This window comes from Xanthomonas sp. NCPPB 1754, assembly GCF_041475725.2.
GTDB lineage: Bacteria > Pseudomonadota > Gammaproteobacteria > Xanthomonadales > Xanthomonadaceae > Xanthomonas > Xanthomonas euvesicatoria.
The window spans coordinates 61,726-86,434 of sequence record NZ_CM192982.1 but is presented as its reverse complement, the minus strand read 5'-3'; the positions used below and the strand labels follow the sequence as shown (position 1 = coordinate 86,434).

22 protein-coding genes, 1 other RNA gene and 1 pseudogene are annotated in these 24,709 nt (G+C 63.7%); 15 read left to right on the top strand and 9 right to left on the bottom strand.

All coding sequences use genetic code 11. The features are described from left to right. Positions 1-70: 70 nt before the first annotated feature. Both ACCQ15_RS00375 and ACCQ15_RS00370 read left to right on the top strand, forming a co-directional pair. Entirely contained in the window at positions 71-1,141 is a 1,071-nt protein-coding gene (locus tag ACCQ15_RS00375; RefSeq protein WP_014088916.1) for a M4 family metallopeptidase, read from the top strand. Further along, complete coding sequence (locus ACCQ15_RS00370; RefSeq protein ID WP_005917446.1) at positions 1,138-1,449, top strand: protealysin inhibitor emfourin; 312 nt, start codon at positions 1,138-1,140, stop codon at positions 1,447-1,449. The genes ACCQ15_RS00375 and ACCQ15_RS00370 overlap by 4 nt, the downstream gene beginning before the upstream one ends. Before the next feature lie 300 nt (positions 1,450-1,749). Here the strand turns inward: ACCQ15_RS00370 and ACCQ15_RS00365 are convergent, their stop codons facing one another. Further along, positions 1,750-2,280: an SRPBCC family protein gene (locus ACCQ15_RS00365; protein ID WP_041469199.1), complete on the bottom strand. Its 531-nt coding sequence runs from the start codon at positions 2,278-2,280 to the stop codon at positions 1,750-1,752. A gap of 214 nt (positions 2,281-2,494) precedes the next feature. Between ACCQ15_RS00365 and ACCQ15_RS00360 the strand changes: the two genes are divergently transcribed. The 8 genes and pseudogenes from ACCQ15_RS00360 (at position 2,495) to ACCQ15_RS00325 (ending at position 10,963) form a co-directional block, all read left to right on the top strand. Continuing rightward, a complete protein-coding gene (locus ACCQ15_RS00360; RefSeq protein WP_029818134.1) occupies positions 2,495-3,664 on the top strand; it encodes an HDOD domain-containing protein in 1,170 nt (389 codons plus the stop codon). A 240-nt stretch (positions 3,665-3,904) separates the two neighbouring features. Further along, positions 3,905-4,093 (top strand): CsbD family protein, encoded by a 189-nt coding sequence (locus ACCQ15_RS00355; protein WP_008575250.1) that lies wholly within the window; start codon positions 3,905-3,907, stop codon positions 4,091-4,093. An 862-nt stretch (positions 4,094-4,955) separates the two neighbouring features. Further along, a protein-coding gene (locus ACCQ15_RS00350; protein WP_372166127.1) for an IS3 family transposase occupies positions 4,956-6,058 on the top strand; the annotation gives its coding sequence in 2 pieces (ribosomal slippage) (positions 4,956-5,214 and positions 5,214-6,058; 1,104 coding nt in all). Between the two features lie 187 nt (positions 6,059-6,245). Beyond that, a complete protein-coding gene (locus ACCQ15_RS00345) occupies positions 6,246-6,893 on the top strand; it encodes a hypothetical protein (protein WP_031420505.1) in 648 nt (215 codons plus the stop codon). Between the two features lie 117 nt (positions 6,894-7,010). Then, positions 7,011-7,649: a hypothetical protein gene (locus ACCQ15_RS00340; RefSeq protein ID WP_372381077.1), complete on the top strand. Its 639-nt coding sequence runs from the start codon at positions 7,011-7,013 to the stop codon at positions 7,647-7,649. A gap of 77 nt (positions 7,650-7,726) precedes the next feature. Next, entirely contained in the window at positions 7,727-9,559 is a 1,833-nt protein-coding gene (locus ACCQ15_RS00335; RefSeq protein WP_372381521.1) for an XVIPCD domain-containing protein, read from the top strand. Positions 9,560-9,945: 386 nt separating this feature from the next. Continuing rightward, positions 9,946-10,166, top strand: a pseudogene (locus ACCQ15_RS00330) (XAC0095 family protein). Positions 10,167-10,354: 188 nt separating this feature from the next. After that, positions 10,355-10,963, top strand: a complete 609-nt coding sequence (locus tag ACCQ15_RS00325; RefSeq protein ID WP_014088904.1) for an NAD(P)H-dependent oxidoreductase — start codon at positions 10,355-10,357, stop codon at positions 10,961-10,963. 229 nt (positions 10,964-11,192) lie between these two features. On the opposite strand, the gene ACCQ15_RS00320 is transcribed toward ACCQ15_RS00325, so the two are convergent. Together ACCQ15_RS00320 and ACCQ15_RS00315 are read right to left on the bottom strand one after the other, a co-directional pair. Then, on the bottom strand, positions 11,193-11,876 hold the full coding sequence (locus ACCQ15_RS00320) for an SEL1-like repeat protein (RefSeq protein ID WP_218196703.1): 684 nt from the start codon (positions 11,874-11,876) through the stop codon (positions 11,193-11,195). Between the two features lie 115 nt (positions 11,877-11,991). Continuing rightward, positions 11,992-12,183, bottom strand: a complete 192-nt coding sequence (locus tag ACCQ15_RS00315) for a hypothetical protein (RefSeq protein WP_031420501.1) — start codon at positions 12,181-12,183, stop codon at positions 11,992-11,994. 252 nt (positions 12,184-12,435) lie between these two features. Between ACCQ15_RS00315 and ACCQ15_RS00310 the strand changes: the two genes are divergently transcribed. Next, positions 12,436-13,530 (top strand): ATP-grasp fold amidoligase family protein, encoded by a 1,095-nt coding sequence (locus ACCQ15_RS00310; RefSeq protein WP_071117541.1) that lies wholly within the window; start codon positions 12,436-12,438, stop codon positions 13,528-13,530. Between the two features lie 54 nt (positions 13,531-13,584). On the opposite strand, the gene ACCQ15_RS00305 is transcribed toward ACCQ15_RS00310, so the two are convergent. After that, positions 13,585-14,496, bottom strand: coding sequence for a LysR family transcriptional regulator (locus ACCQ15_RS00305; RefSeq protein ID WP_372381076.1), 912 nt, complete (start codon positions 14,494-14,496; stop codon positions 13,585-13,587). Positions 14,497-14,620: 124 nt separating this feature from the next. Between ACCQ15_RS00305 and ACCQ15_RS00300 the strand changes: the two genes are divergently transcribed. Then, entirely contained in the window at positions 14,621-15,358 is a 738-nt protein-coding gene (locus ACCQ15_RS00300; protein WP_008574050.1) for an SDR family oxidoreductase, read from the top strand. A gap of 59 nt (positions 15,359-15,417) precedes the next feature. Then, positions 15,418-16,317: an SDR family NAD(P)-dependent oxidoreductase gene (locus tag ACCQ15_RS00295; RefSeq protein WP_218488958.1), complete on the top strand. Its 900-nt coding sequence runs from the start codon at positions 15,418-15,420 to the stop codon at positions 16,315-16,317. Between the two features lie 42 nt (positions 16,318-16,359). Here ACCQ15_RS00295 and ACCQ15_RS00290 read toward each other — a convergent pair. From ACCQ15_RS00290 to trhA, 4 genes are all read right to left on the bottom strand, one after another. After that, a non-coding RNA gene (locus ACCQ15_RS00290) (sX9 sRNA) lies at positions 16,360-16,436 on the bottom strand. A 63-nt stretch (positions 16,437-16,499) separates the two neighbouring features. Further along, complete coding sequence (locus ACCQ15_RS00285; RefSeq protein WP_218540448.1) at positions 16,500-16,802, bottom strand: type II toxin-antitoxin system RelE/ParE family toxin; 303 nt, start codon at positions 16,800-16,802, stop codon at positions 16,500-16,502. Further along, entirely contained in the window at positions 16,790-17,047 is a 258-nt protein-coding gene (locus tag ACCQ15_RS00280; RefSeq protein WP_008574056.1) for a type II toxin-antitoxin system prevent-host-death family antitoxin, read from the bottom strand. Before ACCQ15_RS00280 ends, ACCQ15_RS00285 begins: the two co-directional genes overlap by 13 nt. Before the next feature lie 65 nt (positions 17,048-17,112). Next, complete coding sequence (gene trhA / locus ACCQ15_RS00275; RefSeq protein WP_011345814.1) at positions 17,113-17,775, bottom strand: PAQR family membrane homeostasis protein TrhA; 663 nt, start codon at positions 17,773-17,775, stop codon at positions 17,113-17,115. Between the two features lie 177 nt (positions 17,776-17,952). Between trhA and ACCQ15_RS00270 the strand changes: the two genes are divergently transcribed. Then, on the top strand, positions 17,953-20,448 hold the full coding sequence (locus ACCQ15_RS00270; protein ID WP_169306446.1) for a DEAD/DEAH box helicase: 2,496 nt from the start codon (positions 17,953-17,955) through the stop codon (positions 20,446-20,448). Next, entirely contained in the window at positions 20,445-21,902 is a 1,458-nt protein-coding gene (locus tag ACCQ15_RS00265) for a ribonuclease H-like domain-containing protein (protein WP_372381075.1), read from the top strand. Before ACCQ15_RS00270 ends, ACCQ15_RS00265 begins: the two co-directional genes overlap by 4 nt. Before the next feature lie 487 nt (positions 21,903-22,389). On the opposite strand, the gene avrBs2 is transcribed toward ACCQ15_RS00265, so the two are convergent. Continuing rightward, entirely contained in the window at positions 22,390-24,579 is a 2,190-nt protein-coding gene (gene avrBs2, locus ACCQ15_RS00260; protein WP_372381074.1) for a type III secretion system effector avirulence protein AvrBs2, read from the bottom strand. Positions 24,580-24,709: the final 130 nt, after the last annotated feature.

Below are 24,709 nucleotides of genomic sequence, written 5' to 3'. Positions count from 1 at the left end.
GGCGCCGGCTAACGAATTCCTAAAGCCGGCGCCCGCATAGTCGCTGGCGCAGCCATTGTGGAGGTCGCTTATGTCCGCGTTTGTCAGCGCGCGCCGCGCCGGGATCCTGCCGCCGTACCTGCTCGAACATGTGGCGCAGGCTGCGCCCGCACACGCGCGCCAGTGCGCGCTGCTGTCGCGGCAAATCACCGCCCAGCTACGGCAGCAGCGCGCACTGGGGCTGCTGGCACGCGCCGATGCGCCGGCGGCAGATGCCAAGGCGCAACAGACCGCCCCGGCGGTGCAGCGGCGCATCTACGATGCCCAGCGAGGCACCGCCCTGCCCGGCACCCTGGTGCGTGACGAAGGTGCCGCCGCCACCCAGGACGTGGCGGTGACCGAAGCCTACGACTACCTGGGCGCGACCCACGATTTTTTCCAGACCGTGTATGGGCGCAATTCGATCGACGCGGCGGGCATGCCGCTGATCGGCAGCGTGCATTACGAGCGCGGCTACGACAACGCGTTCTGGAACGGCGAGCAGATGGTGTTCGGCGACGGCGACGGCGAGGTGTTCAACCGCTTCACCATCGCCCTGGACGTGGTCGGGCACGAGCTCACCCACGGCGTCACCGAGCGCACCGCCAACCTGATCTATCAAGGCCAGTCCGGTGCCTTGAACGAATCGATTTCGGACGTGTTCGGCGTGCTGATCAAGCAGTACACGCTGCGCCAGAGCGCCGACCAGGCCGACTGGATCATCGGCGCCGGCTTGCTGATGCCCGGCATCAAGGGCGTGGGCCTGCGCTCGATGCAGGCGCCCGGCAGCGCGTACGATGACCCGGCCCTGGGCAAGGACCCGCAGCCGGCGACCATGGCCGGCTATGTCGACACGCAAGAGGACGATGGCGGCGTGCACTACAACTCCGGCATTCCCAATCACGCGTTCTATCGGGCCGCCGTCGCGATCGGTGGGGCGGCGTGGGAGAAGACCGGGCGCATCTGGTATCGCGCGCTCACCGGTGGCGAGCTGGCCGCCAGCGCGGACTTCGCCACCTTCGCCGCGCTGACCGTCGAGGTGGCCAGCGCCGACTACGGCGCCAACAGCAGCGAAACCGCAGCAGTGCAGCAAGCCTGGCGCGACGTGGGCGTGCTCGCATGAGCCCACAACGGCCACCGGTGGAAACCGGCGTGACCTTGCGACTGGCGCGCGAAGGCGGGGTGGCGGCGTTTCCGGCCATGCGCCGCGAGCGCCAGTTGGCGATGGATGCGCTGGACGATGCGCAGCGGGTGCGACTGCGCAGCGTGCTGGATCAGTGCATGGCGCACGCGTTGCCGGCGCCGCAGGCCGGCGGTGGCGATCGCCGCTATTTCAGCATCGTCTGGGATGGCGCCAGCGAGCCGCTGCGCATCCCCGAAGAACATGCACCTGCGGAAATCGTGCAGCTGTGGAAGCAGGGCACGCTGTAGCGCAGGTCGACGGCCGCGGTGTGACCTGGAAGGCACCGCCTTACAGCGGCGCGTGCGACGCGCGGCATTGGCTTCTTACCCAAACGAAGACACCGCGCGGTGCGCGGTGTCTGTCGGTGAGCGAATGTGGTCCAACTGCGGATGCCTGCACCCTTTAAGCTGCCTAGATGCTCTAGGGCTGCACAGCTGGTGATGCATAGTGGCGCGCACCGCGTTAGCGCGACGTGCAGCGCAGCGGTCAGTCTGAAGACATGCCCCTCATCGCTGCACTGCACCAAGCACGCGGTGCGCGGCAGCCGATCAATTCTCCGGATGCGCTTCCACCAGATGCGCCAACAGCATCAACGAATCCTGCCAACCCAGGTAGCAGGCGTGTAGCGGAATCTGCGCGGGAATGCCTTCCTGCACCACGTGCAGATCGGTACCGCACGGCAGCGTATGCAACTGCACCGTGGTGACCATGGTGCCAGGCAGCGAGGGGTCGTCGAACGCATCGTCGTAGCGCAACAGCACGTTGGGTTGCAGCTCGCGGTAGGTGCCGCCGAACGCATGGCGCTGGCCATTGGCGAAATTGGTGAACGCCATGCGGAAGGTGCCGCCGACATGCGCATGCAAATGCTCCACGGTGCAGGTGAAGCCATTGGGCGGCAGCCACTTGGCCACCGCATCGGCTTGGAGGAAGGCGCGATAGATCCGCTCGGGGCTGGCACGTATGACGCGGTGGAGCGTGACGGTGGACATGGGCACTCGCTTGGGCAGAGAACGTCTCTGCATGCTAGCCATGAACCGGCCGTTGCACATCATCGGCAGGCCATGGCCCGCGTGCGCCACTATCGCGCCCGGGCGGCGGCGGCTCGGCGAGGTATGAGCTGCTGCCTGCTGCACGCACTGCGTTGCCCCAGCCCGCAACGACGCGACGTTGGCCTTGCTACATGTGCGCGCCAGCCTGGCCGAGAGTCCGACGGCAATGCCCAGCGACACACGCTCGCATTGCCGCCGCGACCGGCTTCGCGGATAGTCGCCGCACTGATCGGACGATTTTTCCATGATGCTCGTCACTGTGTTGCTGCTCGCCGCCGGACTGCTAGGTGCCGTTGTGCTCGCCGGAGGTCTGTGGTGGTTGCTGGCGCGACGCCGCGACGCCAAGGCCGATGACATCGCGCCGCCGTCGGCAAGCAATGCGTCCACAGCACATGCGTCGCCCTCGCCGATTGCACCGGCACCATCGCCTGTCGCGCCGCTGCAGCAGCCCGTGCCGCCGCCCGCTGCGCAGACGTTGCAAATCGAACCGCCGCCGATGCGCCCGCTGTTGCGGCGCATGTATGCGGCGGTGATGGCCACGCCATCGCTGGCCGAGGGCACGCTGCCCACCGACCCCGCCCAGGCCGAGGTGTTGGCCGCCGTCGCCGCCGCGCTCGAACAAGTCGACCTGCGGCCGCAATTGCTGCCGCGTCGCCCGCACCTGTTGCCGCAGCTGATGCGTGCGGTAAACGACCCCGATGCCTCCGGCCGCGGCATCGCCGCGATCATTGCGCAGGACCCCGCGTTGGCAGCCAACTTGCTGCGCATCGCCAACAGTGCGCTGTACCGCCCGCAAGGCGGCCCGCTGGAAAGCCTGGAGCGCGCGGTCGTGCATATCGGCACCGAAGGCGTGCGCCAGATCGTCGCCGCCGCCGTCATGCAGCCGGTGCTGAGCCTGGATGGCGGGCTGTACTCACGCCTGCCTGCCGCCGTGTGGGATTACGCCCTGCGCACCGCCACCGCCGCAGCCGCCTATCTGCGCGAACGCGGCGGCGACACCTTGTCCGGTCAACTCGCCGGCTTGCTGCAGGGCCTGGGCGCGATCGTGATCCTGCGCGTCCTGCGCGACACCTACGCCGAGCGCCGCGGCGTGCCCTACAACCTGGAGGTAGCCGCCGCCCTGGTCGAACGCCATACCGCCGCCGTGGCCAAGACCATTGCCACCGCCTGGGACCTGCCGCCACAACTCGGCACCGCGCTGGACGAACAGCGCCCCGAACACGACACCAGCCTGCTCGCCACCCCGCTCGGCCTGGCATTGCGCTACGGCCGCCTCGCCGCCGCCCTGGCCATGCTCGCCCGCCACGGTGCCGAGCACGAAGACCACGCGCTCGGCATCCTGGCCACCCTGCAGCCGGACAGCGACGCCAACGCCGCACTGTGGCAGCGGCTGGTGGCCGCGAGCGTGGAGTGAGTTGCAGTAACGCTACGGCCGTTGCTTACCGCAGCATCCCAGCGTCAATCAGCCGATGACCATGTCCACTGCATGCCTTGAAGATTCGGCTCAGCCAGGCCCTGCTGGCTGAATGCGGCTGGCGCGAATGTAGTAACGCAACTAGTGCATTCGCAACCGGGGCATCCGGACGCAAGCGCACATCATGCTCACGCCGGCACGCACAGACTGGACGGGTTCCCCAAACGACGAGAAACATCCATGGATAAGAATCGTATCGACGGTGCCGCCAAGCAGGTCAAGGGCTCGGTCAAGGAAGCCATCGGCCGCGTCACTGGCGACAAGAGCACCGAACTGGAAGGCGCCGCCGAAAAGAATGTTGGCAAGGTGCAGCGCAAGGCCGGCGAAGTTGCCGATGACGTGCGCGACGCTGTCAAATCGAATAAGTAAATCGGGTGCATGATCGGTAGGCGGATGCCTGCCGTGCTGTAAACCGCATCAGGACTATGCGTCGCGTACATCGCACGCAGTGATGTAGCGCAAGCAGCGCTCGATCACCAACGCCCCGACCTGGTCGGGGCGTTGGCGTTTTGGCACGCGGCGCTGACGCTGTATCGCGCGTATAGAACAGCAGGCTGGCGTGCATACCGAACCGGGTCTGAAGGTGGGTATGCATATTGGCGAGCGCCTTGCCAGCACCGGGACTATGGGGGCTACTCACTGATGGCAGCGCCTGGCGTGACGGATGCGAGACGGAAGGTAACCATCTCATCACCCGCGGCCGCAGCTTCGCTGCCTCACGCCAGCTGCTACACGGTGCAGCACGCGGCAATGCGAACCGCACCAATGCAGCAGCCTGGGCGAAGGCTTCCGCATTGCAGAAGACATCGGCACCTGCACCTACAAGCCCATGTACCGATGCCGATGCAGGATTCGTGGCGGCGCTGGAAGCGGCGCAGCGGCATGAGCGCGACAGGCATGCCGTCGAGGCGACGCGATGAGTGGTGACGTCGGCTGCTTTGAAGGGCATGAGTTAGAGCAAGCGATACCGTTTGGAAGCCACGCTTTTCGAAGAATCTGCCTGTTGACAACAAGAGTTAGTATCCCTAACTTCACCAGCATCCGAAAGACATCGGAGCTGTGGTTGATGGAAGACAGCAGAGAGGAACGCGTAGTGTTCCCGCAGGTGACGTGGCTGCTCAAGATCATCGCGACTTCGACCCGGGCCGATTACGTTATGTCTGCGACGTCCCCCCAATTTTGAGTAGCACCTCAGTTTGGAGTCCAATTCCCTACCCCAAGGAGATTGGACGTGAAGAAGCGTTTTTCTGAAGAACAGATCATCGGCTTCCTGCGCGAAGCTGATGCCGGTGTGGCGATCAAGGATCTGTGCCGGCGGCATGGCTTCAGCGAGGCCTCGTATTACCTGTGGCGCAGCAAGTTCGGCGGAATGAGCGTGCCCGACGCCAAGCGGCTCAAGGATCTTGAGGCCGAGAACGCGCGGCTAAAGAAGTTGCTGGCCGAGCAGTTGTTCGAGAACGACCTGATCAAGGATGCGTTGCGAAAAAAGTGGTGAGCGCACCGGCGCGTCGTGCGCTGGTGCGCGAGTGGATCGGGCGTGGTGCCAGCGAGCGTCGCGCCTTGGCGGCGATCGGCATGAGCGCCAGCGCGCTGCGCTATTGCCCACGCCAAGACCGCAATGGCGAACTGCGCGAGCGCATTCTTGCGTTGGCGCATCGCCATCGCCGCTACGGCGTGGGGATGATCTATCTCAAGCTGCGACAGGAAGGACGCCTGGTGAACTACAAGCGCGTGGAGCGGTTGTATCGCGAGCAGCAGCTACAAGTGCGGCGCCGCAAGCGCAAGAAGGTGCCGGTTGGCGAGCGTCAGCCGCTGCTGCGGCCAGCGCAGGCCAACCAGGTGTGGTCGATGGACTTCGTGTTCGACCGCTCCGCCGACGGCCGAGTGATCAAGTGTCTGGTGATCGTGGACGACGCAACGCACGAAGCGGTCGCCATCGAGGTGGAACGCGCGATCTCCGGGCACGGCGTTGCGCGCGTGCTGGATCGGTTGGCACACAGTCGCGGTTTACCGAAGGTGATCCGCACCGACAACGGCAAGGAGTTTTGCGGCAAAGCGATGGTCGTCTGGGCACATGCCCGTGGTGTGCAACTACGGCTAATCCAACCCGGCAAGCCAAATCAAAACGCCTATGTTGAATCGTTCAACGGCCGACTACGCGACGAATGCCTCAACGAGCACTGGTTCCCGACGTTGCTGCACGCGCGCACCGAGATCGAACGCTGGCGACGCGAATACAACGAGGACCGACCGAAGAAAGCAATTGGCGGCATGACGCCGTCCGCTTATGCCCAACATCTGGCAAACACCGATATCATCAACCCCGGACTCTAAACCCGACCGCTACTCAGGGCGGGGGGACGTCGTCTGGACGGATTCGAGATGGTATGCGTGCACCGATCTGCCGCTGAGTCACATGCTCAGTGGAGCAGCGATGCTATGAGTGAATCCTTTGCGCGGAAGTGATCCCGCGACCTGCCTTGCTCAAGTACGATGACCTGCCTACGTGTACGGATCGCGTATGAGACCCACCAAGGTTGCAATGTTCTCAGTTGCCATCCTCTGCGTAACTTCGCTATGTGCATGCGCACATACACTTGTTAAACCTACTTCGCCACTTCCAAAAAAGCCGCGTGCAATGACGACGCCTGATACTTCAATGGTCAACCCTACGCTCAGCGCTGTTGAGATTGGCGAAAGATTTTTGAAACTGCTGGGCGGGTTGGACTCCAGGAAAGATCTGACAGTCGATCGGGTCCGCGAAGTCACTGGCATTTCTCTGAAAAAAGTTTCCTTCCCCTCTGAGGCTCTTGAGTCGTATATCCACGGCCAAGCGCTTAGTAATGGCTGGAGCTACTTATTGGAGCTTACTCCCGAGTCTCGTGCTCTCAAGCAGGGCATTGGTCTGTCTTTTGTCAACGAGGATGAAGGATCTTCAAGTCTTCAAGATAACTGCGTCGATTTTGAGGAATACAAAAGTTCGCTTATTGAGTTGGGATTTGTGGATTCGCCCGTGCATGGTGAGATCGGCCAACTACAAAGCTGGCGGTTTGCTAGGTTCGCGAAAGACGGAAGCGGAAACGACATTGTGATTTCGCTCCTTCCTCAAAATGAAGTGCCAGGTTCTCCCGGCAGGCTATGTGTCAAATCAATTGGAACACTGAACTAACCAAGGACGGAAGCTGATGGCAACGCCTAGCCCGCAACTCGAAGCAGCTCTCGCCAGCTTTTCTACGTATGAATTCACACATTGTATGCTGCGTCTGTCACCCCTTAGGATCTGCCAATGCGCTTCCCCCGAGCAGCCCTGCTCTTCCTAACCGCACTCTGCGCACCTGCACTAAGTGCTTGTGCCCATGGACCACTGAAGCCGCTTCCGAAGGAGCACGCTGACATGACTTTGCCAGAGGCTGTCACCGCCAACAAAATTACGCTTAGCGCTGAAGAAATAGGCAATCGGTTCTTGAAACTGATCGAGGGGCTAGAGTCCCGTGATGACCTGAGTCCCGAACGTATTCGGGAAGTTATGGGGATCACTCTTAAGAAACCAGATCCAGCAGAGCTGTCAGTGGCGTACTGGAGCATCGATCTGCAAGATGGGTGGCGCTATGCATTTACCTATGTTCCAGAATCGCCCTCGCTTTTAAAAGGCGTGGACTTGACTTTTCAAAACGATAAAGACGATTGGTCTAATATGTCTCCTGTCTGCGGGCTTGATTTTGATCATTATGACAAGGCACTTAAAGCAATGGGCTTTAATGCCTCACCCACTTACGGACCGATTGGTCAGCTTGAGGATTGGCGTTACACAAAATTTGCAAAAGATGGAGTTGGTGGGGATATCGTTATTTCCGTTGTCCCGAGGAACATTGTGGTCCGTGAGCCTGGTCGACTTTGCGTCAAATCTATCGGTACGTTGAACTAATCAACAAGGAACGAAAGATGGCAGCCGTCAGCCCCCAACTCGAAGCAGCGCTTGCCCGTTTCTCAACTGATCCAAGTGTGACGCGGGATCAAGCACAGCAACTGCGCACGGCAATTATCTCCAACACAACGCTTCTTAAAGAGTTCGAGAAAGAGGCTAAACAAGGGCATTTGCAGGGATTTTCCTTACAGTCATCAGCTAATAGAGCCCCAAATTTAGTGGGCAGTTACGACATGCAAAGCGGAGTTATCACGCTCCCGACGGCAAGCTTTCAGCCAGCAGGCACAACTCCTAGTAGTGATTTAAAGGCTACGCTGCAAGTCCAACATATGACTCTGGTGTTTGCTCGGAGCACGTATCAAGATGTGGCCAGAGTCAGTCATCCTGTGACGCAGGATATGGTGGACAACTTGCAGTCCACGCTAAACAGATCACCGTTCCTTGCTGATCAGCTTAAGAAAGCGGCAACCACCGTCGATCCTTCGGATACATCAAGCCCGAAACGTGCACAACTTGAGAGCTTTGGATTTGTTGGACCGGGTGTCTCCGCCGGCGGGACCTATAATGGCAACAACAAGGTTATGAATTTGCCGCCGATTGGCTTGCAGACAGCATCTGCCAACAACCCTCAGGGCAGATTCTCTGAGAAAGATATGGTGTTCGTACTTGGGCATGAAATTCAACACAGCTTTAATCATGCGGATAAAACAAAAGCTACCGCCAACTTTCTGAATGATGTAAGGAGTCAGGCAATCGCCAAGACTCCTGTGCACGACTACACCAACGAGCTGCGTTCATATATCCAGTCGGGACGCGAGGACGAAGCGAAAGCAGAAATCGCGGGTTGGAATGCGTTACTCAGCCACGAAAGACAGTCTAATCCGACTGCCAATGGCCTTGATCTCATGTTAAACACCAAGAATGCGAGGACGCTAGATTTCGTACACAGGGATCCGCTTACCACTAAGGCAGTGGCAAATCCTGGCCTCGGCTTCAATCAGGATGGCAGTTTGTCTCCAACGGTCAGCAACATCGCCGCAATGGGCCAGCATTACTTCGACCGTCCATCTCCCCTCTACGCGCAGCCAGGCCAGCACCCGGTAGGCCTCGGCGAGCACCGCAATCAAGCTGGCCAGCTGCAGCCCACTGCGGATTACACCAATTACTACGGCACCTGGGCTGTAGAGCAGATTCTGCAGGCCGAAGACCGTGCGAACGTGATGTATCAAGGTGCCCGGCCGCAGGTGACCATCGATATGGCAGCGCTGGGGCTCAAAGAACATTTGATCGAGAACGAAGGGCTCGACCGAGGCGTCAACAAGTCACCGTTTCCGTATCAGGACACAAGTACCAGGCCGTCCACGCTGCATCATTTCGACCATACCCAGGATGGAAGCGTCAGTCCCGCGCACGACCATACCTATGTTCCGGTCGTGCCCAGTGCGCCTGCTGCAACGGGTTCGCTTGGGCCGGACGATCCTGCGCACCCGGATCACCGCATGCTGGAGCAGATTCGCAGTGGCGTCCGCAAGATCGACGATAGCGTGGGCAAGCCGTACGACGACATGAGCGAGCGCGTCAGCCGTAGCCTGCTGGCCGTGTGCAAGGACAACCGCGAGGCCTACCCGGCTGCGGGGGATCGCTCGCTGGCAGACAATGCGTTGAGCCGCGTGGACCATGTTGTGATGGGCAAGACCGGCAACGTGTTTGCGGTAGAAGGGCGGCTGGATGACCCTGGGCACAAGCGTGTGCACGTGGAGATCGACCAGGCAATTCGCACCCCGGTGGAACAGTCGGACCAGAAACTCCTGGCGGCCAACCAAGCCATCGCGCAAGAAAGAGCCCTGACACAGCAGCAAGAGCTGGCACGTGGAATGAACGAGCCTAGCCAGGGCAGCCTGTCCCGCTAGATCGCACGCTTCCGGAGCGCTACGACACCATCGGAGCCGGATTACGGTCTGCGTTGCATCACCTCACGTCGCTCGATACACGCCCAACACGCAGTACGCGTATGCCAGTTGCGCACCGGCGCAGGGCGAGTGTTGCAACTTGCCCCTAGCCACCACCGCCCGCACACTCCCGTTCGGAGCCTAGAACTCCACACAGACAGCGGCACCCACCTCCGCGAATTTGGTGGGTTTTTTGTGTCCGGCCAAAAGGCCTGGTACTGCTCGGCGTTCTTGCGCCGGGAGGGCGACGAACACTACACCAAGCCCGCCAGCTGTCTGCGGTTCCTAGCCTCCCGGCATCCCGCTGCGTTGTGCAGCGGGAGCCACGCCATGGCAAGGAGAGCGGCATGCACGACGAACCCGCTACTGGATGTCCGAAGGCACGCAATACCGCCTGCTATGCGTATGCGACCAGCTGCGCCTGCTCGCTACCTTGGCCACACCGCGTTCGTGCGACGAAAGCACCATGGGCGTGCCGGCCATTCCACTACGGCAGTGGGCGCATTGCATGCAGCAGTTGGCTAAGCAGGTGGACGACGTATTGGACGCCTTGGGCACTGCTGGATAGTGCGCCTCCTTCGACGCACGCGAGGCGCCATGTGAGCGTGGTCGGGCGACGTCGCTGGCTTTGCTCGCTGACTGACCACATCACCTTTCGTGTTGACAGCGCTTTTGCAACGGGTCGTTAGCATTCTGTCGCGTTGATGCGGCTGCAGGTAAAGCCGTGCTTGTCTTCTCCCTGGAGTGATTACCTACATGCATGCCCTGATTGTTGTTGCACATCCCGAGCCGCGCTCGCTGACGCACGCCATTGCCGCGCAGGTGAGCGCTGGGCTGGAGGCGGCCGGCGGCGGCCACACGGTCGAGGTTGCTGACCTGGCGCAGGAGGGTTTCGACCCGCGCTTCAACCAGGCTGACATCGCGCTCTTTCAGCAGCGCGCGGCACCTGCGCCAGATGTAGCGGCCGAACACGCGCGGCTGGACCGGGCCAATGCGCTGGTGCTGGTGTTCCCGATTTACTGGTGGTCGTTTCCGGCGTTGCTGAAAGGTTGGATCGACCGGGTGTTTACGCTGGGCTGGGCGTTCGACGAAAGCGCCGACGGCAAGATCATGAAGAAGCTACAGCACCTGGACGTCCACATGCTGGCCATCGGCGGCGCAGACGAGCGCACCTACGCGCGGCACGGCTACTTCGGTGCGATGAAGACACAGATCAATCACGGCATCTTCGATTTCTGCGGTGCGCCGGTACGCACCTCGGAACTGCTGACAGTGCCGGATGCGGGCTTTCCGCAATCGCACTTCGACACAGCGCGCGCAATTGGTGCGCGGTTGTTTGCCGCAAAAGCAGCTGCATGTAGATGACCCGGCGCACACCAGGCTACGGCTGCCGCGTCATTGTGATTGGCAGGTCTGCAAGCTGCCTGCGTGCCTGCGTGCCTGTGTGCCGATGATGCGCGCGCGTCATGACCTCGCTTGCATGATGCCGCGCTGGTCATGACGTGCAACCGCACCAGCGTTTGCTGGCCGCGCATGCACCCTGCGCGGCCGCGCGTCCGGGGTCGTGCAGCAACCTGTCGCCCGCCATCACGCATCACTCAAACGGCCGCGGAGACGGGCGCGAGGAGTTGACAAAGGTCTGGTACAGCGCTGCCGCACGCTCATCTGCAACGACGCTTTCGATACCGCTCAAACCTCTTTGTGCGATGGCCGCCGATGCCTTGCGATCGCCGAGCAGATAGGCGAGCCGCAGATACGCTGCGCTCTCGACCAGGCTCTTTTGCAGGGTGTCGCCGTTGTAGACCTCGGACAGCCCATAGTAGGCGTAGATATTTCCGGTGGCTGCGGCCTTTCGCAATGTGGCCACGCCGCTCTCGAAACGGCCGCCAAGTGCGGTCTTGCTGCCGTAGAGCACAGTGGCCGCCGGATTGCCCGCCTGCGATTCGGCCTGCAACTGGGCCAGATCCAGCTTGCTCAAGCGTGCGTGCTCGGTCGGCGACGGGTAGCCGTGGGCAATCAGCCAGTGCGCTTCTGCCTGCGAGCTGGCCAGCAATGGGCCGCCAGCGATGCAGGCGCCTGAGCCGGGATTGCAGAGATACGGCGTTGTGGCGGCATGGGTCTGCGCTACACGCGTAGCCGGTGACCGCGAGACGTTGTTCGGTGCGGCACTGCCGCTGGCGGTGCGCGCGTGGGCCGTGGGCGCGATGGCCGAGGGTGTGTGCACTGGCGGCGGCGCGTCGGTGCAGCTGCTGAGTGCCACGACGGGGAGCGCGATCAGTGCGGTGCTAACGACGTTCATAGGGCTGTCCTGATGCATGCAAGATGTGCGGGGTGCACATGCCGCAGCTGCGTTGCTCCTTGAGCCTGCACCTTGCGCGGCAGCGATGGCGCGGTCAAGTCCGCTGCACGCTGCTGCCGCTTTTTATCTCAGCCATGCCATTGACCCGCTGCGCGTGGCGAAGGCGCAGCAAATACATGCCTGCATAGCAGCGTTCGCTGGCGGCGAGGCGGGCTGGCAGCAGACGGGCGCATGGCATTGCACTGGCAGGCGTTTGGACTTTGGCCGCGCGCAATGCATGGCTCATGGCTTTGGGTCTGATCGACCGCCGGTGGATGTCCCCAGGTTTTGGCGGTGGCGCCTGCACCTGCTTCCGCAACGCATCAAAGCAGACCCAACAGCCGGCAATTTCGGCATTTCTGGACCGAAAACACAGCGATGTTTGCGTAATTGGGCTGCTTGAGACAATGCGTGACGTTTGTCGTTCTTTTCTCGTATACCGTGGCGAACAACACACGAAAGTGTGATGGGTGTCTCATATTCGAGGAGGGAGCTGGCCATGGGCGAGAACGGAACGGGGCTGCACACGCGGCCGGTGGGTGCAGAGCGGGCGTCGGCCCAGCCATGGGCTGCACTGCTGCCGGGGTTGGCACGGCCAGCAGGGATTGGCCCCCCGGCCGCGCCGACGCGCACCACGGCAGACGCAGCCAACCTCAAGCGTCTGCTACGCAAGGGCGCGCGCAGCCTTGTACGCACCTTGCCCTGGCGGCACCAGGACCGGCTGTACTTCCTGCATACGTTTGGACGCCTGCCCGATCTGTACGCACCGAAATGCTTCAACGAGAAGATCCTCTACCGCAAGTGTGTGCACGGTGATTACCCGCAATACCAGCGGCTGGCCGACAAGTTCGCGGTGCGGCCGTATGTGGCGGCCAGGATCGGCCAGGCGCATTTGATCCCGCTATTGCTGGATACCACCGACCCGCAAGATTTGCTGCGCTTGCCGCAGTGGCAGCAGACGGTGATCAAGGCCAACCACGGCGCGGCCATGGTGGAGGTAGTGCGCGATGAGCCGGACGCGCAGCAGAAACGCCGCATCATCGCGCGTTGCGGCCAATGGATGCGCACCGATTTTTCCGACATGGTGCGCGAGATCCATTACCGCGATATTCCGCCGCGCATTCTGGTGGAAAAATATATCGGCGATGCGCAGCAGGTGCCGGTGGACTACAAGTTCCACATGTTTGGCCAGGCCGATGGCACGTTCAAATACGTGTTGCAGGTGATCTACGGCCGCTTCGACACGCCGAAATTGTCGATGACGTTTTTCGTCGGCAACTTGCACGATGCGTTCCATCGCATCCGCGACGACGGCCGCGCACCGCCATGTGCGCCGGAGTTGCTTGAGCAAGCGCTGGAACTGAGCAAGGTGCTGGCCAGCGACTTCGATTACGTGCGGGTGGATTGGTATATCCAGCACGGGCAGGTGTATTTCGGCGAACTCACCTTTACCCCAGGCGCCGGGTTGGTGACCGGATTGGGCCGCGGGCTGGACCGCATGATGGGCGATATGTGGGTGCAGCGGCGCGCGCCTGAAGAGCCGGGTCTGCCGATGCAGGGGTTTGGTGTGGGTGTGCGCGTGCCACAGCGGTGAAGCGTCAACGCAGGTGCCCTGCCCAGCCCATGCCGATGCAGCGCTCCAGCGCGACTACCCGACTGGCTGCGTCACGCCGGCCTGTTTGGCAAATTCGCCAGCGGCCCAGTCCAGAAACACGCGCACGCGTGGCGACGGCTGGCGGGCGCGGGAATACAGCAGCGACACCGGGTTGGACGGCGGCGGGGTATCGCGCAGGATCTCCACCAGAGTGCCTTGCTGCAGGTCGTGCGCCACATGGAAGCGCGGCACCTGCGCGATGCCCAGGCCAAGCCGGATGCCGGCCAGATAGCTTTCGGTCCCGGTGACGCTGAGCGGGCTGGGCAATGCGAAGGTACGCAGCCCCAGGGCGGTCTGGAATTCCAGCGGTGTGACCACGCCGGTGGTGATCGAACGCAAGCCAACCATGCGGTGGTGTTCCAGCGCTTCCAGCTGCGCAGGCATGCCGAAACGTTGCAGGTATTGCGGCGTGGCGCAGGTGAGGCGTTCGAGCATGGCCATGCGGCGTGCAACCAGTTCGCTGTCGCGCAGCGGGCCATAGCGCAGTACGCAGTCGATGCCTTCTTCCACCAGATCCACCCAGCGGTCGCTCTCGCTCATCACCAGCTGGATCTGCGGGTAGTGCGCAAAGAACGCCGGCAATCCGGGCAGCAGGAAGTGCCGCGCCAGCGTGCCCTGCACTTCCACCCGCAGCAGCCCCTTGGGTGCCACGCCACGGAAGCTGCCTTCGGCATCGTCCACGTCGTCGAGGATGCGCATGCAGCGTTGATGGAAGAGCTCGCCATCGAGCGTGGGCCGCACCACGCGCGTGGTGCGCTGTAACAGGCGCACGCCCAGGCGCGCTTCCATCTCGGCGATGACCTTGGTGGCGGTGGAGCGCGGAATTTCCATGTCGTTGGCCGCTGCAGTGAAGCTGCGCCGCTCCACGATCCGCACGAACAACCGCATGGCGTCGAACCGATCCATGACACTCCTTGCCCACTGTTCGGGCGCTGGAAACAGTGCTGTGCAGTTTAGTGTGATGATTATCGTGTCATTGCAGTGGATAGTTCCGCAACGCCGCAGCCCGCGGCATAACGGAAGAACATGCATGACTCAGCAGCACACTGTTGCAGTGATTACCGGGGCCTCCCGCGGTATTGGCGCTGCCATCGCGCAGCGATTGGCCGGCGATGGCTTTGCCGTCGTGCTCAACTATGCCGGCCATGCGGATGAGGCCGATCAACTGGTGCGCAGCATCGAAGCGGCCGGTGGCCGCGCGATCAGCGTGCAGGCCGATGTCAGCGACCCGGTCGCCGTCGAGCGCCTGTTTGCCGCGGCCGAGACTGCGTTCGGCGGCGTGGATGTGCTGGTCAACAACGCCGGCATCATGCAGCTGGCCACGCTGGCCGACAGCGACGATGCCTTGTTCGACAAACACATCGCGATCAATCTGAAAGGCACCTTCAACACGCTGCGCCAGGCCGCACGACGGCTGCGCGACGGCGGCCGCATCGTCAACCTGTCCACCAGCGTGGTCGGCCTGAAGCTGGAAACCTACGGGGTGTATGCGGCCACCAAGGCGGCGGTGGAAACGCTGACGGCGATCCTGTCCAAGGAATTGCGCGGGCGTGCCATCACCGTCAACGCGGTGGCGCCTGGCCCGACCGGCACGGCGCTGTTCCTGGACGGCAAGTCGCCGGAATTGATCGAACGCTTGTCCAAGGCCAACCCGCTGGAACGTCTTGGCTGCCCGGACGACATCGCGGCAGCGGTGGCGTTCCTGGTCGGCCCGGATGGCGGCTGGATCAACGGCCAGGTCCTGCGCGCCAACGGCGGCATGGTCTGACCCGCTGTGGCGCGCGGCAGTGCGCACGCTGCTGGCTTTCCCTCTCAAGGAGCAATGACATGCGCAAACGCATTCTGGTGACTGGCGCGTCCAGCGGCTTTGGCCGATTGGCCGCACAAGCGCTGGCCGCCGCCGGCCACACCGTCTACGCCTCCATGCGCGATACCGCCGGCCGCAATGCCGGCGTGGTGCAGGAGATGGCCGACTTGGCGGGCAAGCAGCAGCTGGCCTTGCACACGGTCGAGCTGGACGTGCAATCGCAGGCCTCGGCCGACGCGGCGGTGGCATCCATCGTGGCGCAGGCCGGTGGGCTGGACGTGGTGGTGCACAACGCCGGGCACATGGTGTTCGGCCCGGCCGAAGCGTTCACCGCCGAACAGCTGGCGCAGGTCTACGACATCAACGTGCTGGGCACCCAGCGGGTCAACCGCGCGGCACTGCCGCACTTGCGGGCACAGCAGCAGGGCCTGTTGGTGTGGGTGTCCAGCAGCAGCTCGGCAGGCGGCACACCGCCGTATCTGGGCCCTTACTTCGCGGCCAAGGCGGCGATGGATGCCTTGGCGGTGCAGTACGCACGCGAGTTGGCACGCTGGGGCGTCGAGACCTCGATCGTCGTGCCCGGCGCCTTCACCAGGGGCACCAACCACTTTGCCCATGCCGGTACGCCCGACGATGCCGCGCGCGCCGCTGCGTACGAGGCCGGCCCGTATGCGGGCTTTGGCGAACAGGTGCAGCAGGCATTTGCGCGCCTGGTGCCCGAAGACGCCGACGTGGCCGAGGTGGCGCAGGCGATCGTGCAGGTGGTGAACGCACCGTTCGGCAAGCGGCCGTTCCGGGTGCATATCGACCCGGCGGGCGATGGCGCGGACGTGGGCTTTGCGGTCCTCGATCGCCTGCGCGCAGAGATGCTGCACCGTGTGGGATTGGATGATCTGTTGGCACCGCGCGTGGTGGAATGATGGGATGCGGCAGTCGCTTGGAGTGCCTGCCGGCCGTAGAGCGGCTAACAGACGGTGGCGAGCAGTCGTCAGCTGGATGTGGACGGCGCACTCACAACCGACGTGTCGGCGCGGTGCATGCCGCACCGAGCACCGGCCGCGCCCGCCTGGTGGCTGTGCCGTGGTTTTGTTGGCCGCTCTTCTTAGCGTGAAAGACGGTTCCTGCGAAGCGCGCGCTCCCACCGCATGACGTGCACCAGCACAATGTGCTGCCCATCCACGCGGTAGAACACGCGGCAAGGTGGTTCGACAATCTGGCGATAGCGCGAGCGCTTGAGTTCCTGTGGCCGGCTTCCGCTGTCGGGGTGTTCAATTAATTGCTCAACCTGCGGCAACACCCATTTGACCAGCGCCGCCGCTGCAGCGGGTGCGTTATCGATTGCGATGTCGTCGGCAATTGCGTCCAGATCAGCCAATGCCGGCACCGACCAGATTATTTCAGCCATCGCGCCATGTGTTGCTGTGCCTGTTCATGGCGCAGCGTACGGCCTTGCGCGACTGCCATTTCTCCACGGGCGATTCCTTCCAGGAGCGCAATGCGCTGCTGCATGCGCTCATCGCTGGCAACATCCACCACATAGGCTCTGGGTAAACCGTGCTGTGTGATCAGGATTGGCTCCTTGTCGCGCTCTGCAGCTGCAAGGGGTTCGGTCGCCTGACGCTTGAGCGTGGTGACAAGTTCGGTGCGCATGCAGTGACATTAAGTATCACTTCGGGCGGGGCAAGCGGCCGGCCCGAGGACGCCACACTGCGTGGTCACCCCTCGCCCAACGGCCGCAGGCACAGCCAGATGGCGCACCAGTGCGACAGCGCGCCGCCCAGCACATGGGCGTGCCAGATGGCGCGGTTGTAGACCATGGATTTGCGCACGTAGAACGCCACGCCCACGGTGTAGAAGGCGCCGCCGGCAACGATGAGCCACAGCACCGCGCTGTCCAGCCCGGCGATCATCTGGTTGATCACCACGATGCCGGCCCAGCCCAGCAGCAGATAGATCGCCACCCAGAAGCCCTTGGCGATGCCGGGCAGGCACAACTTGGCGAACACGCCGAACAGGGCCACGCACCAGACGCTGAGGATCATCACCCAGCGCCAGGTGCCGTCCAGCGCCACCAGGAAAAACGGCGTGTAGGAGCCGGCAATCATGACGAAGATGCCGGCGTGGTCGAACTTGCGCAGCATCGGCTGGCGCTGCGGCGGTGCGAAGTTGTAGGCCGCCGAACAGGCGAACATCACCAGCAGCCCCAGCGCGTAGATGCAGGTGGCCAGCAGCATGGTCTGGTTGGCGTGCGCGCGCACCACCATCCAGGCGCCGCCGACGATGGCCAGCAACAGGCCGGCGGCATGCACCGCGATATCGGCGCGGCGGGCAGAAACGGACTTGTAATGCGGAGCAGTGACGTTGGCAGGCACGGGCACGGCGTTTCTTCGGTGTGGGGGATCCCACAGCGTGCAAGGCAGCCGTGACGCTGTGGGGGCGACAGGATACCCGGCTTGCTGAATCCGCTCAGTGAGGCAGGCTGGGCGCGGGCGCGCCGGTCTCATACCCTGAGACATCCTTTTCGTTTGATCTCCCTCTTTGGGAGCCCTTGCCGTATGCCTCCGTTTGCCCTCGCTCCCCGCACCGAAACCGCCGAACGCGCGCTGGCCACCACCGACGGCCGGCCCAGCCGCGACGGCGCGTTGCTCACGCAGCGCCTGGAACGGCGTTACCACGACCGCATCACCGGCAGCTTCACCATTCCCGGGCGCGCGGGCTGCTATGCGCCGATCCCCGATGATGTGCCCAGCGCACTGGCCGATGCGCTGCAGGCGCGCGGCATCAGCCAGCTCTACAGCCACCAGGCCGATGCCTGGGCAGCGACACAGCGCGGCGAGCATGTGGCGATCGTGACGCCCACCGCCTCGGGCAAATCGCTGTGCTACACGCTGCCGGTGGTGAGCGCGGCGATGACCAGCGGCGCCAAGGCCTTGTACCTGTTCCCGACCAAGGCGCTGGCGCAGGACCAGGTGGCCGAGCTGCTGGAGTTGAACCGCGCCGGCGAGCTGGGGGTCAAGGCCTTCACCTTCGACGGCGACACGCCCGGCGATGCGCGCCAGGCGATCCGGCTGCATGGCGACATCGTGGTGAGCAACCCGGACATGCTGCATCAGGCGATCCTGCCGCATCACACCAAGTGGGCGCAGTTCTTCGAGAACCTGCGCTATGTGGTGATCGACGAGATCCACACCTATCGCGGCGTGTTCGGCAGCCACGTCACCAATGTGCTGCGCCGGCTCAAGCGCATCTGCGCATTCTATGGCGCCACCCCGCAATTCATCCTGTGCTCGGCCACCATCGGCAACCCGCATGCGCACGCGCAGGCCTTGATCGAAGAGCAGGTGCATGCCATCACCGAATCGGGCGCGCCCACCGGCGACAAGCATGTGCTGTTGTGGAACCCGCCGGTGGTCAATGCGGATCTGGGCCTGCGTGCCTCGGCGCGTTCGCAGAGCAACCGCATCGCGCGCATTGCCATCAAGAGCGGCCTGAAGACGCTGGTGTTTGCGCAGACGCGCCTGATGGTGGAAGTGCTGACCAAGTATCTGAAGGACATCTTCGACCACGACCCGCGCAAGCCGGCACGCATTCGCGCCTACCGCGGCGGCTATCTGCCCACCGAGCGGCGCGAGGTGGAGCGTGCAATGCGTGCCGGCACGATCGACGGCATCATTTCCACCTCGGCGCTGGAACTGGGCGTGGATATCGGCGCACTGGACGTGGTGATCCTCAACGGCTACCCCGGCAGCGTGGCGGCCACCTGGCAGCGCTTCGGCCGTGCCGGGCGTCGCCAGCAACCGGCGCTGGGCGTGCTGGTGGCCAGCTCGCAACCGCTGGACCAATACGTGGTGCGACACCCGGATTTCTTTGCCGATGCCTCGCCCGAACATGCGCGTACCGCACCGGACCAACCGCTGATCCTGTTCGATCACATCCGTTGCGCGGCCTTCGAGCTGCCGTTCATTGCCGACGAGCCATTCGGCCCGATCGACCCGCTGGTGTTCCTGGAAGCGCTGGCCGAAAGCGAGGTGATCCACCAGGAAGGCGACCGCTGGGAATGGATCGCCGACAGCTACCCGGCCAATGCGGTGAGCCTGCGCTCGGTGGCCGATGGCAACTTTGTGGTGGTGGACAAGAGCGACGGCAAGCAGCAGATCATCGCCGAGGTGGATTATTCGGCCGCTGCACTCACCTTGTACGAAGGCGCCATCCACATGGTGCAGAGCACGCCCTACCAGGTGGAGCGGCTGGATTGGGAAGGCCGCAAGGCGTACGTGACGCGCACGCATGTGGACTACTACACCGACAGCATCGACTACACCAAGTTGAAGGTGCTGGACCGCTTCGACGGCGGCGTGGCCGGCCGTGGCGATTGCCACCACGGCGAAGTGCACGTGGTGCGGCGCGTGTCCGGCTACAAGAAGATCCGCTACTACACGCACGAAAACATCGGCTACGGGCCGGTGAATCTGCCCGACCAGGAATTGCACACCACCGCGGTGTGGTGGCAGTTGCCGCAGGCCACGCTGGGCAAAGCCTTTGCATCCAAGCAGGATGCGCTGGATGGATTTCTGGGCGCTGCCTATGCACTGCACGTGGTCGCCACGGTCGCCGTGATGGCCGATGCGCGCGATCTGCAAAAGGCGGTGGGCAATGGCGACGGCGCCTGGTTTGCAGTGGCCGACCAGACCGGGCGTGGGCAACTGCGCGGCGTGGAAGAAGGCGATGCGGCCACGGTGGAATTGCAGCAGGCCTTCGTGCCCACGGTGTATCTGTACGACAACTTCCCTGGCGGGGTGGGCTTGAGCGAGCCGCTGTGGCTGCGCCAGGCCGAGCTGCTGCAGCGCGCGGACGAATTGGTGCGGCGGTGCGATTGCAGCGCCGGCTGCCCGGCCTGCGTGGGCCCGGTGCTGGCCGCACATGAAGCCGCCAAAGGCGAATCGCCCAAGTCGCTGGCGCTGACGGTGCTGGCGTTGTTGTTCGATGCCGATGCGCCATTGCGGCATGCCACACAGGTGGACGAGGACCTGGCGCTGGACGTGCTTGCATGAGTGTGAGTGCGGACCGGCTGCGTTTGTTGCGGCGTCAGGCCGGGCAGGCGGATGTGCCTGCGCCGGCGAAGGCTGACGATGGCGATGGCGATGCGCTGCACGATGCGCCGGCGGTCGATGCGCAGGCTGCGGATGCCTCGCCTGTCGATGAGGCCGCGCAGCCAGCTTCCGGCGCCCACACGCAGGGCACGACGCCTGCGCCTGGTCATGCCACGGGCGTCAGCGCCGAACGTCTGCGCTTGCTGCGCCGTCAGGTTGGCGGCCTGACGCCGGCAGCGCGCAAGGACGATGCGGTCATGCCGACACGTGCACGGCGGGCCGCGGTCTCCAGCGCCGCGTTACCTACTGCGGGCTTGCCGCTGCGAGAGAACGCGGCTGCACGTCATGGCGCCGTGGCCGGTCGCCCCAACGAGGCGCGCGACGCATCAACACGCACGCGCCGCGCCTTGCAGGCGCCCATGCCTGCACCGCCTGCGCGCGAGGCATCGGTATTTGCGTGGGTGGAGCACGATGTGCGCCACAAGCCGGCGCTGCCTTCGAATGTCGATGCAATCATCGCCGCGAATACGGATAGCGCGCGCCCTTGGCCCACAGCGCGCAGCACAGCGACAACATCGCCCGCATCGATGTCGCCGGCACCACCGGTACAGCGCCGCACCGATATCGCCGGCCTGCGCAAGATGATCGGCCTGCGCGAACGCGCGGTTTCGGCGCATGCACCCATCCACGCGCCATCCACCGACCGATCTCTGCCTGGCAACGAGATCGCGCCCGGCCTGCATCTGATCCAGGCGTTCCTGCCACAGGCGATTCCCACCGAGGCACTCTCGCTGGCCTTCGCCAAACGCGACGATGCCGTCGACCCGATGGACCTGCTGTTCTTCGATACCGAAACCACCGGCCTGGCCGGCGGTACCGGCACCCGCGCCTTCATGATCGGCGTGGCCGATTGGGTGGTCGATGCCGTGCAGGGCAACGGCCTGCGCGTGCGTCAATTGATGATGTCCACGATGGCGGCCGAAAGCGCGATGCTGGATCTGTTCCGCACCTGGCTGACACCGCGCACCGTCCTGTCCAGCTACAACGGCCGCTGCTACGACGCCCCGCTGCTGAAGACGCGCTACCGCCTGGCACGTCGCGGCGACCCGATTTCTGCACTGGACCATGTGGATCTGCTGTTCCCCACGCGCCGGCGCTATCGCGGCACCTGGGAGAACTGCAAGCTGTCCACCATCGAACGGCGACTGCTGCGCGTGGTGCGCGAAGACGACCTGCCCGGCTCCGAGGCCCCGGCCGCCTGGTTGAGTTACCTGCGCGGCGGCAGCGCGCGCAACCTGCGCCGCGTGGCCGAACACAACCACCAGGATGTGGTGACGCTGTCGCTACTGATGCAACGGCTGGTGGCAGTGGACGCGCAGGAGCGCAATGCGCTGACGTTGGCGCGCACGCCTTGACCGGTCATGCGATTTGGGTGAGGAGTTGGTGCGGGGCAGGAGGTTGGCCGGACTTGCCCCACGACAGGGCGCTTGACGCACGCTGCGTGCACTCCACGACCACCCGTCCGGCCATTCATTGCGGCGTGTTGAGCCACGTGGCGCGCCAGCCATGGGTGGATGCTTGCGGTGGACGACATGCAACGCCGTGATGGCGCACCGCAGGCGTCTGCGGGTCATTCCGATCAGGCCACGCAGTCGCCTCCACCGATGAATCGATGGGAGGCAACGGCGGATGCGTATGCAGGTAACGCGGCAGCGCACGCCGCGGCACCTGCACGCAGGGCACTGCAACGCGGCTGATCGGCCGCCCCACCGCTCCCGGCGCCGGCTTGCCGGTACAGGCGCGTGATCTCTCCCAATCCCTGACGCTGCCCGAGCGTGGCTTGGAGCATCTGCATGCTGCCCCACACGCTCGACCTGCCAACCGAAGCCGTGATTGGAAGGTTCAATCCGTCTCCGTCTGCCTGGCCTGCTCATTGAGATAGTGGGTCACAGGCGCGCCACGGTATTTGTCGGTCAGCAAACCAAGCGCTTTGGCGCGCTTGTCCAGCGCACGCGTTGCCGCAGGGTCATTGACCATGTCTGCGGTGTGATCGTGTTGCTTGCCTTCGCGAACCGCGGAGATGTGGTTCGGGTCAGCGGGGATGGAGCTGGCCTGAAATTGCTGGGTTCGCTGCTTCACGATCTCGGCATCCCGGTTGATATCGATGGGCGTTTCCGGCGGCACGTCGAGTTCATTGCCGGTATGGCCCCGGGCCAGCGCGCGGTTTTCCAGGATGGCGAGCAATTCGGCCTCGGGCTGATCGGTCAACAGGCTTTCGCCATCGTCGCGAAACGCGCCGGCCGTGGTGCGCTTGACGCCGAAGGCCTCGTTGGTGAGCTTTTGCAGTTCACCGAAGTTGCGGTAAACGTAGTAGTCCTTGTCGTGATTGGCGCGCGGCACGGAAAAGTCCTCATACCGGTAGCTCACCGAATACGCGGCCTTCGCGTAGGCCGAGTCCGGCTGGCGCATCCGCGTCCGAGCCATTTCCATGGCCTTGCCGGCATCGCTGTCGTCGGTGGCTACCGCCTCCACGATCACCGGGCGCATCTTGGTCCAGCTGTCCAGCCACTGCATTGCGGTGTCTGCGAGCCCCGCGGCGCCCTGCTCATTGCTTCGAAAGAAGCCGCGCAAGCGCTCGTCGTTCAACATGCCCTGGCTCAAGACCGGCACCACGTTGATCTTGGCCAGCAAGCGATCCAGCGCGGCGCGGCGCGGCGCATCCTGCGAGTGCAACGGGTTGATCTGGTAGTGCTTGTACAAATTGGACAGGAATTGGTCAAAGCCGCCCGTGTAGTACTTGGCATAGACCTTGATCGCCGCAGCCTTGCGCAGGTCCGGCCGGCGCATCAGCAGCATCGCCACCGCTTCGCCGGTATTTTCCTTGCAATCCAGCGCCACCGACATCGGCTCGGGCTTTTTGAGCACGTGCTCCAGCATCTGCTCCACACCGGCGATGGTCTGGTCGGTCTTGACGTAGTTTCCATCAGACGGGTTGCGAATCACCAACGGCATTTCACGCAGCTCGGCAAACGGCACCTGCGACACCAATCGGTTCTGCGGGTCGCCTGCCATGCGGCCGATGCTGAAATCGTGCATCAACACCGGCACGCCATCGGAACTGACTTCGACGTCCAGCTCCAGATTGCGGTAGCCCTGCTCGTAGGCATGATCGATGGACGCCAGCGAGTTTTCCGGAATGCCGGCGTGATTATCGAACAGCCCGCGATGCACCATGACGTCCTTTCCGAACGCACGCGTGCTGGGTGCCTCGAAGTAGTGGTCGTGCACGAGCGATTTTCGATGATTGCGCAACAGCGCTTGCTTGCCTTCCAGCAGGCGATGGTCGTTGGCCTTGAAGAACCCGGCGCCACCGTCGCGGGCCGGCACCTCGTGGCCGTGATAGCGCGCGGCTTGCTGCAGCTTGCGCCGCCCCGGCGTGCCTGCGGCAGGCTGCAGCCAGTTCGGCGTTGCCAGCCCGTGGCCGGAGAGATTCAACTGCTTGCCAAGCGCGGCAAGCGCCGCGTCGCTGAAGGTGTCGCCAGGGGCAAACGCGCGCTGCAGATTGAAGATGATGCGACCTTGTTGTGCATCGATCAGCACCGGGCCTGCGGCCGCACGTGCGCGTGCGGGCAGCCCGCGCGACATGGCATTGAAGGCGGCGGTATCCAGATACACCGGCTCCAGTGTGCCGGCGGCAAAGCGTGCGGCAATGCTGTCGGGTTTGAGCGCCGTGCCGGCCTGCGCAAGATGCGTGGCAAGCTTGGCTTGCAGTGTCTGCACGGTGATCTGGCGCGCCTGCACTTCGGCCAGACGCTGCTCTGAGAATTCGCTGTCGAGCGCCACCAGGGCCGGCTTGCCGGTCATCGCGCTGTCGTTCAACGGCACCAGCGGGGGCATATTGGTGGCGCGGCGACGCGGCCTTTCTCGCAGTGGCGGAGTGTTGCCCGGCATGTGCGGCACCTGCGTCGGGCTGATCGCACTGGTGTGCGTCGGTAGTGCCGGCGCGGCAGTGTGCGCGATAGAAGGTTGCAGAGGACCGATACGCATGATGACCTCGAAAACGCGGCGGGCGGCCAGTAAAGCGCGTGGCATATGACAATTGGCAAATTAGGCGAAAAGTACCGCCCGGATGCGAAACGATGCCTGCGTTGCGCGCGCTGGCAGGCGTGCGGCGCAGGCCTTGTTTGGACGCGTTGCCAGCACTTGGCGCGCATATCGCCGC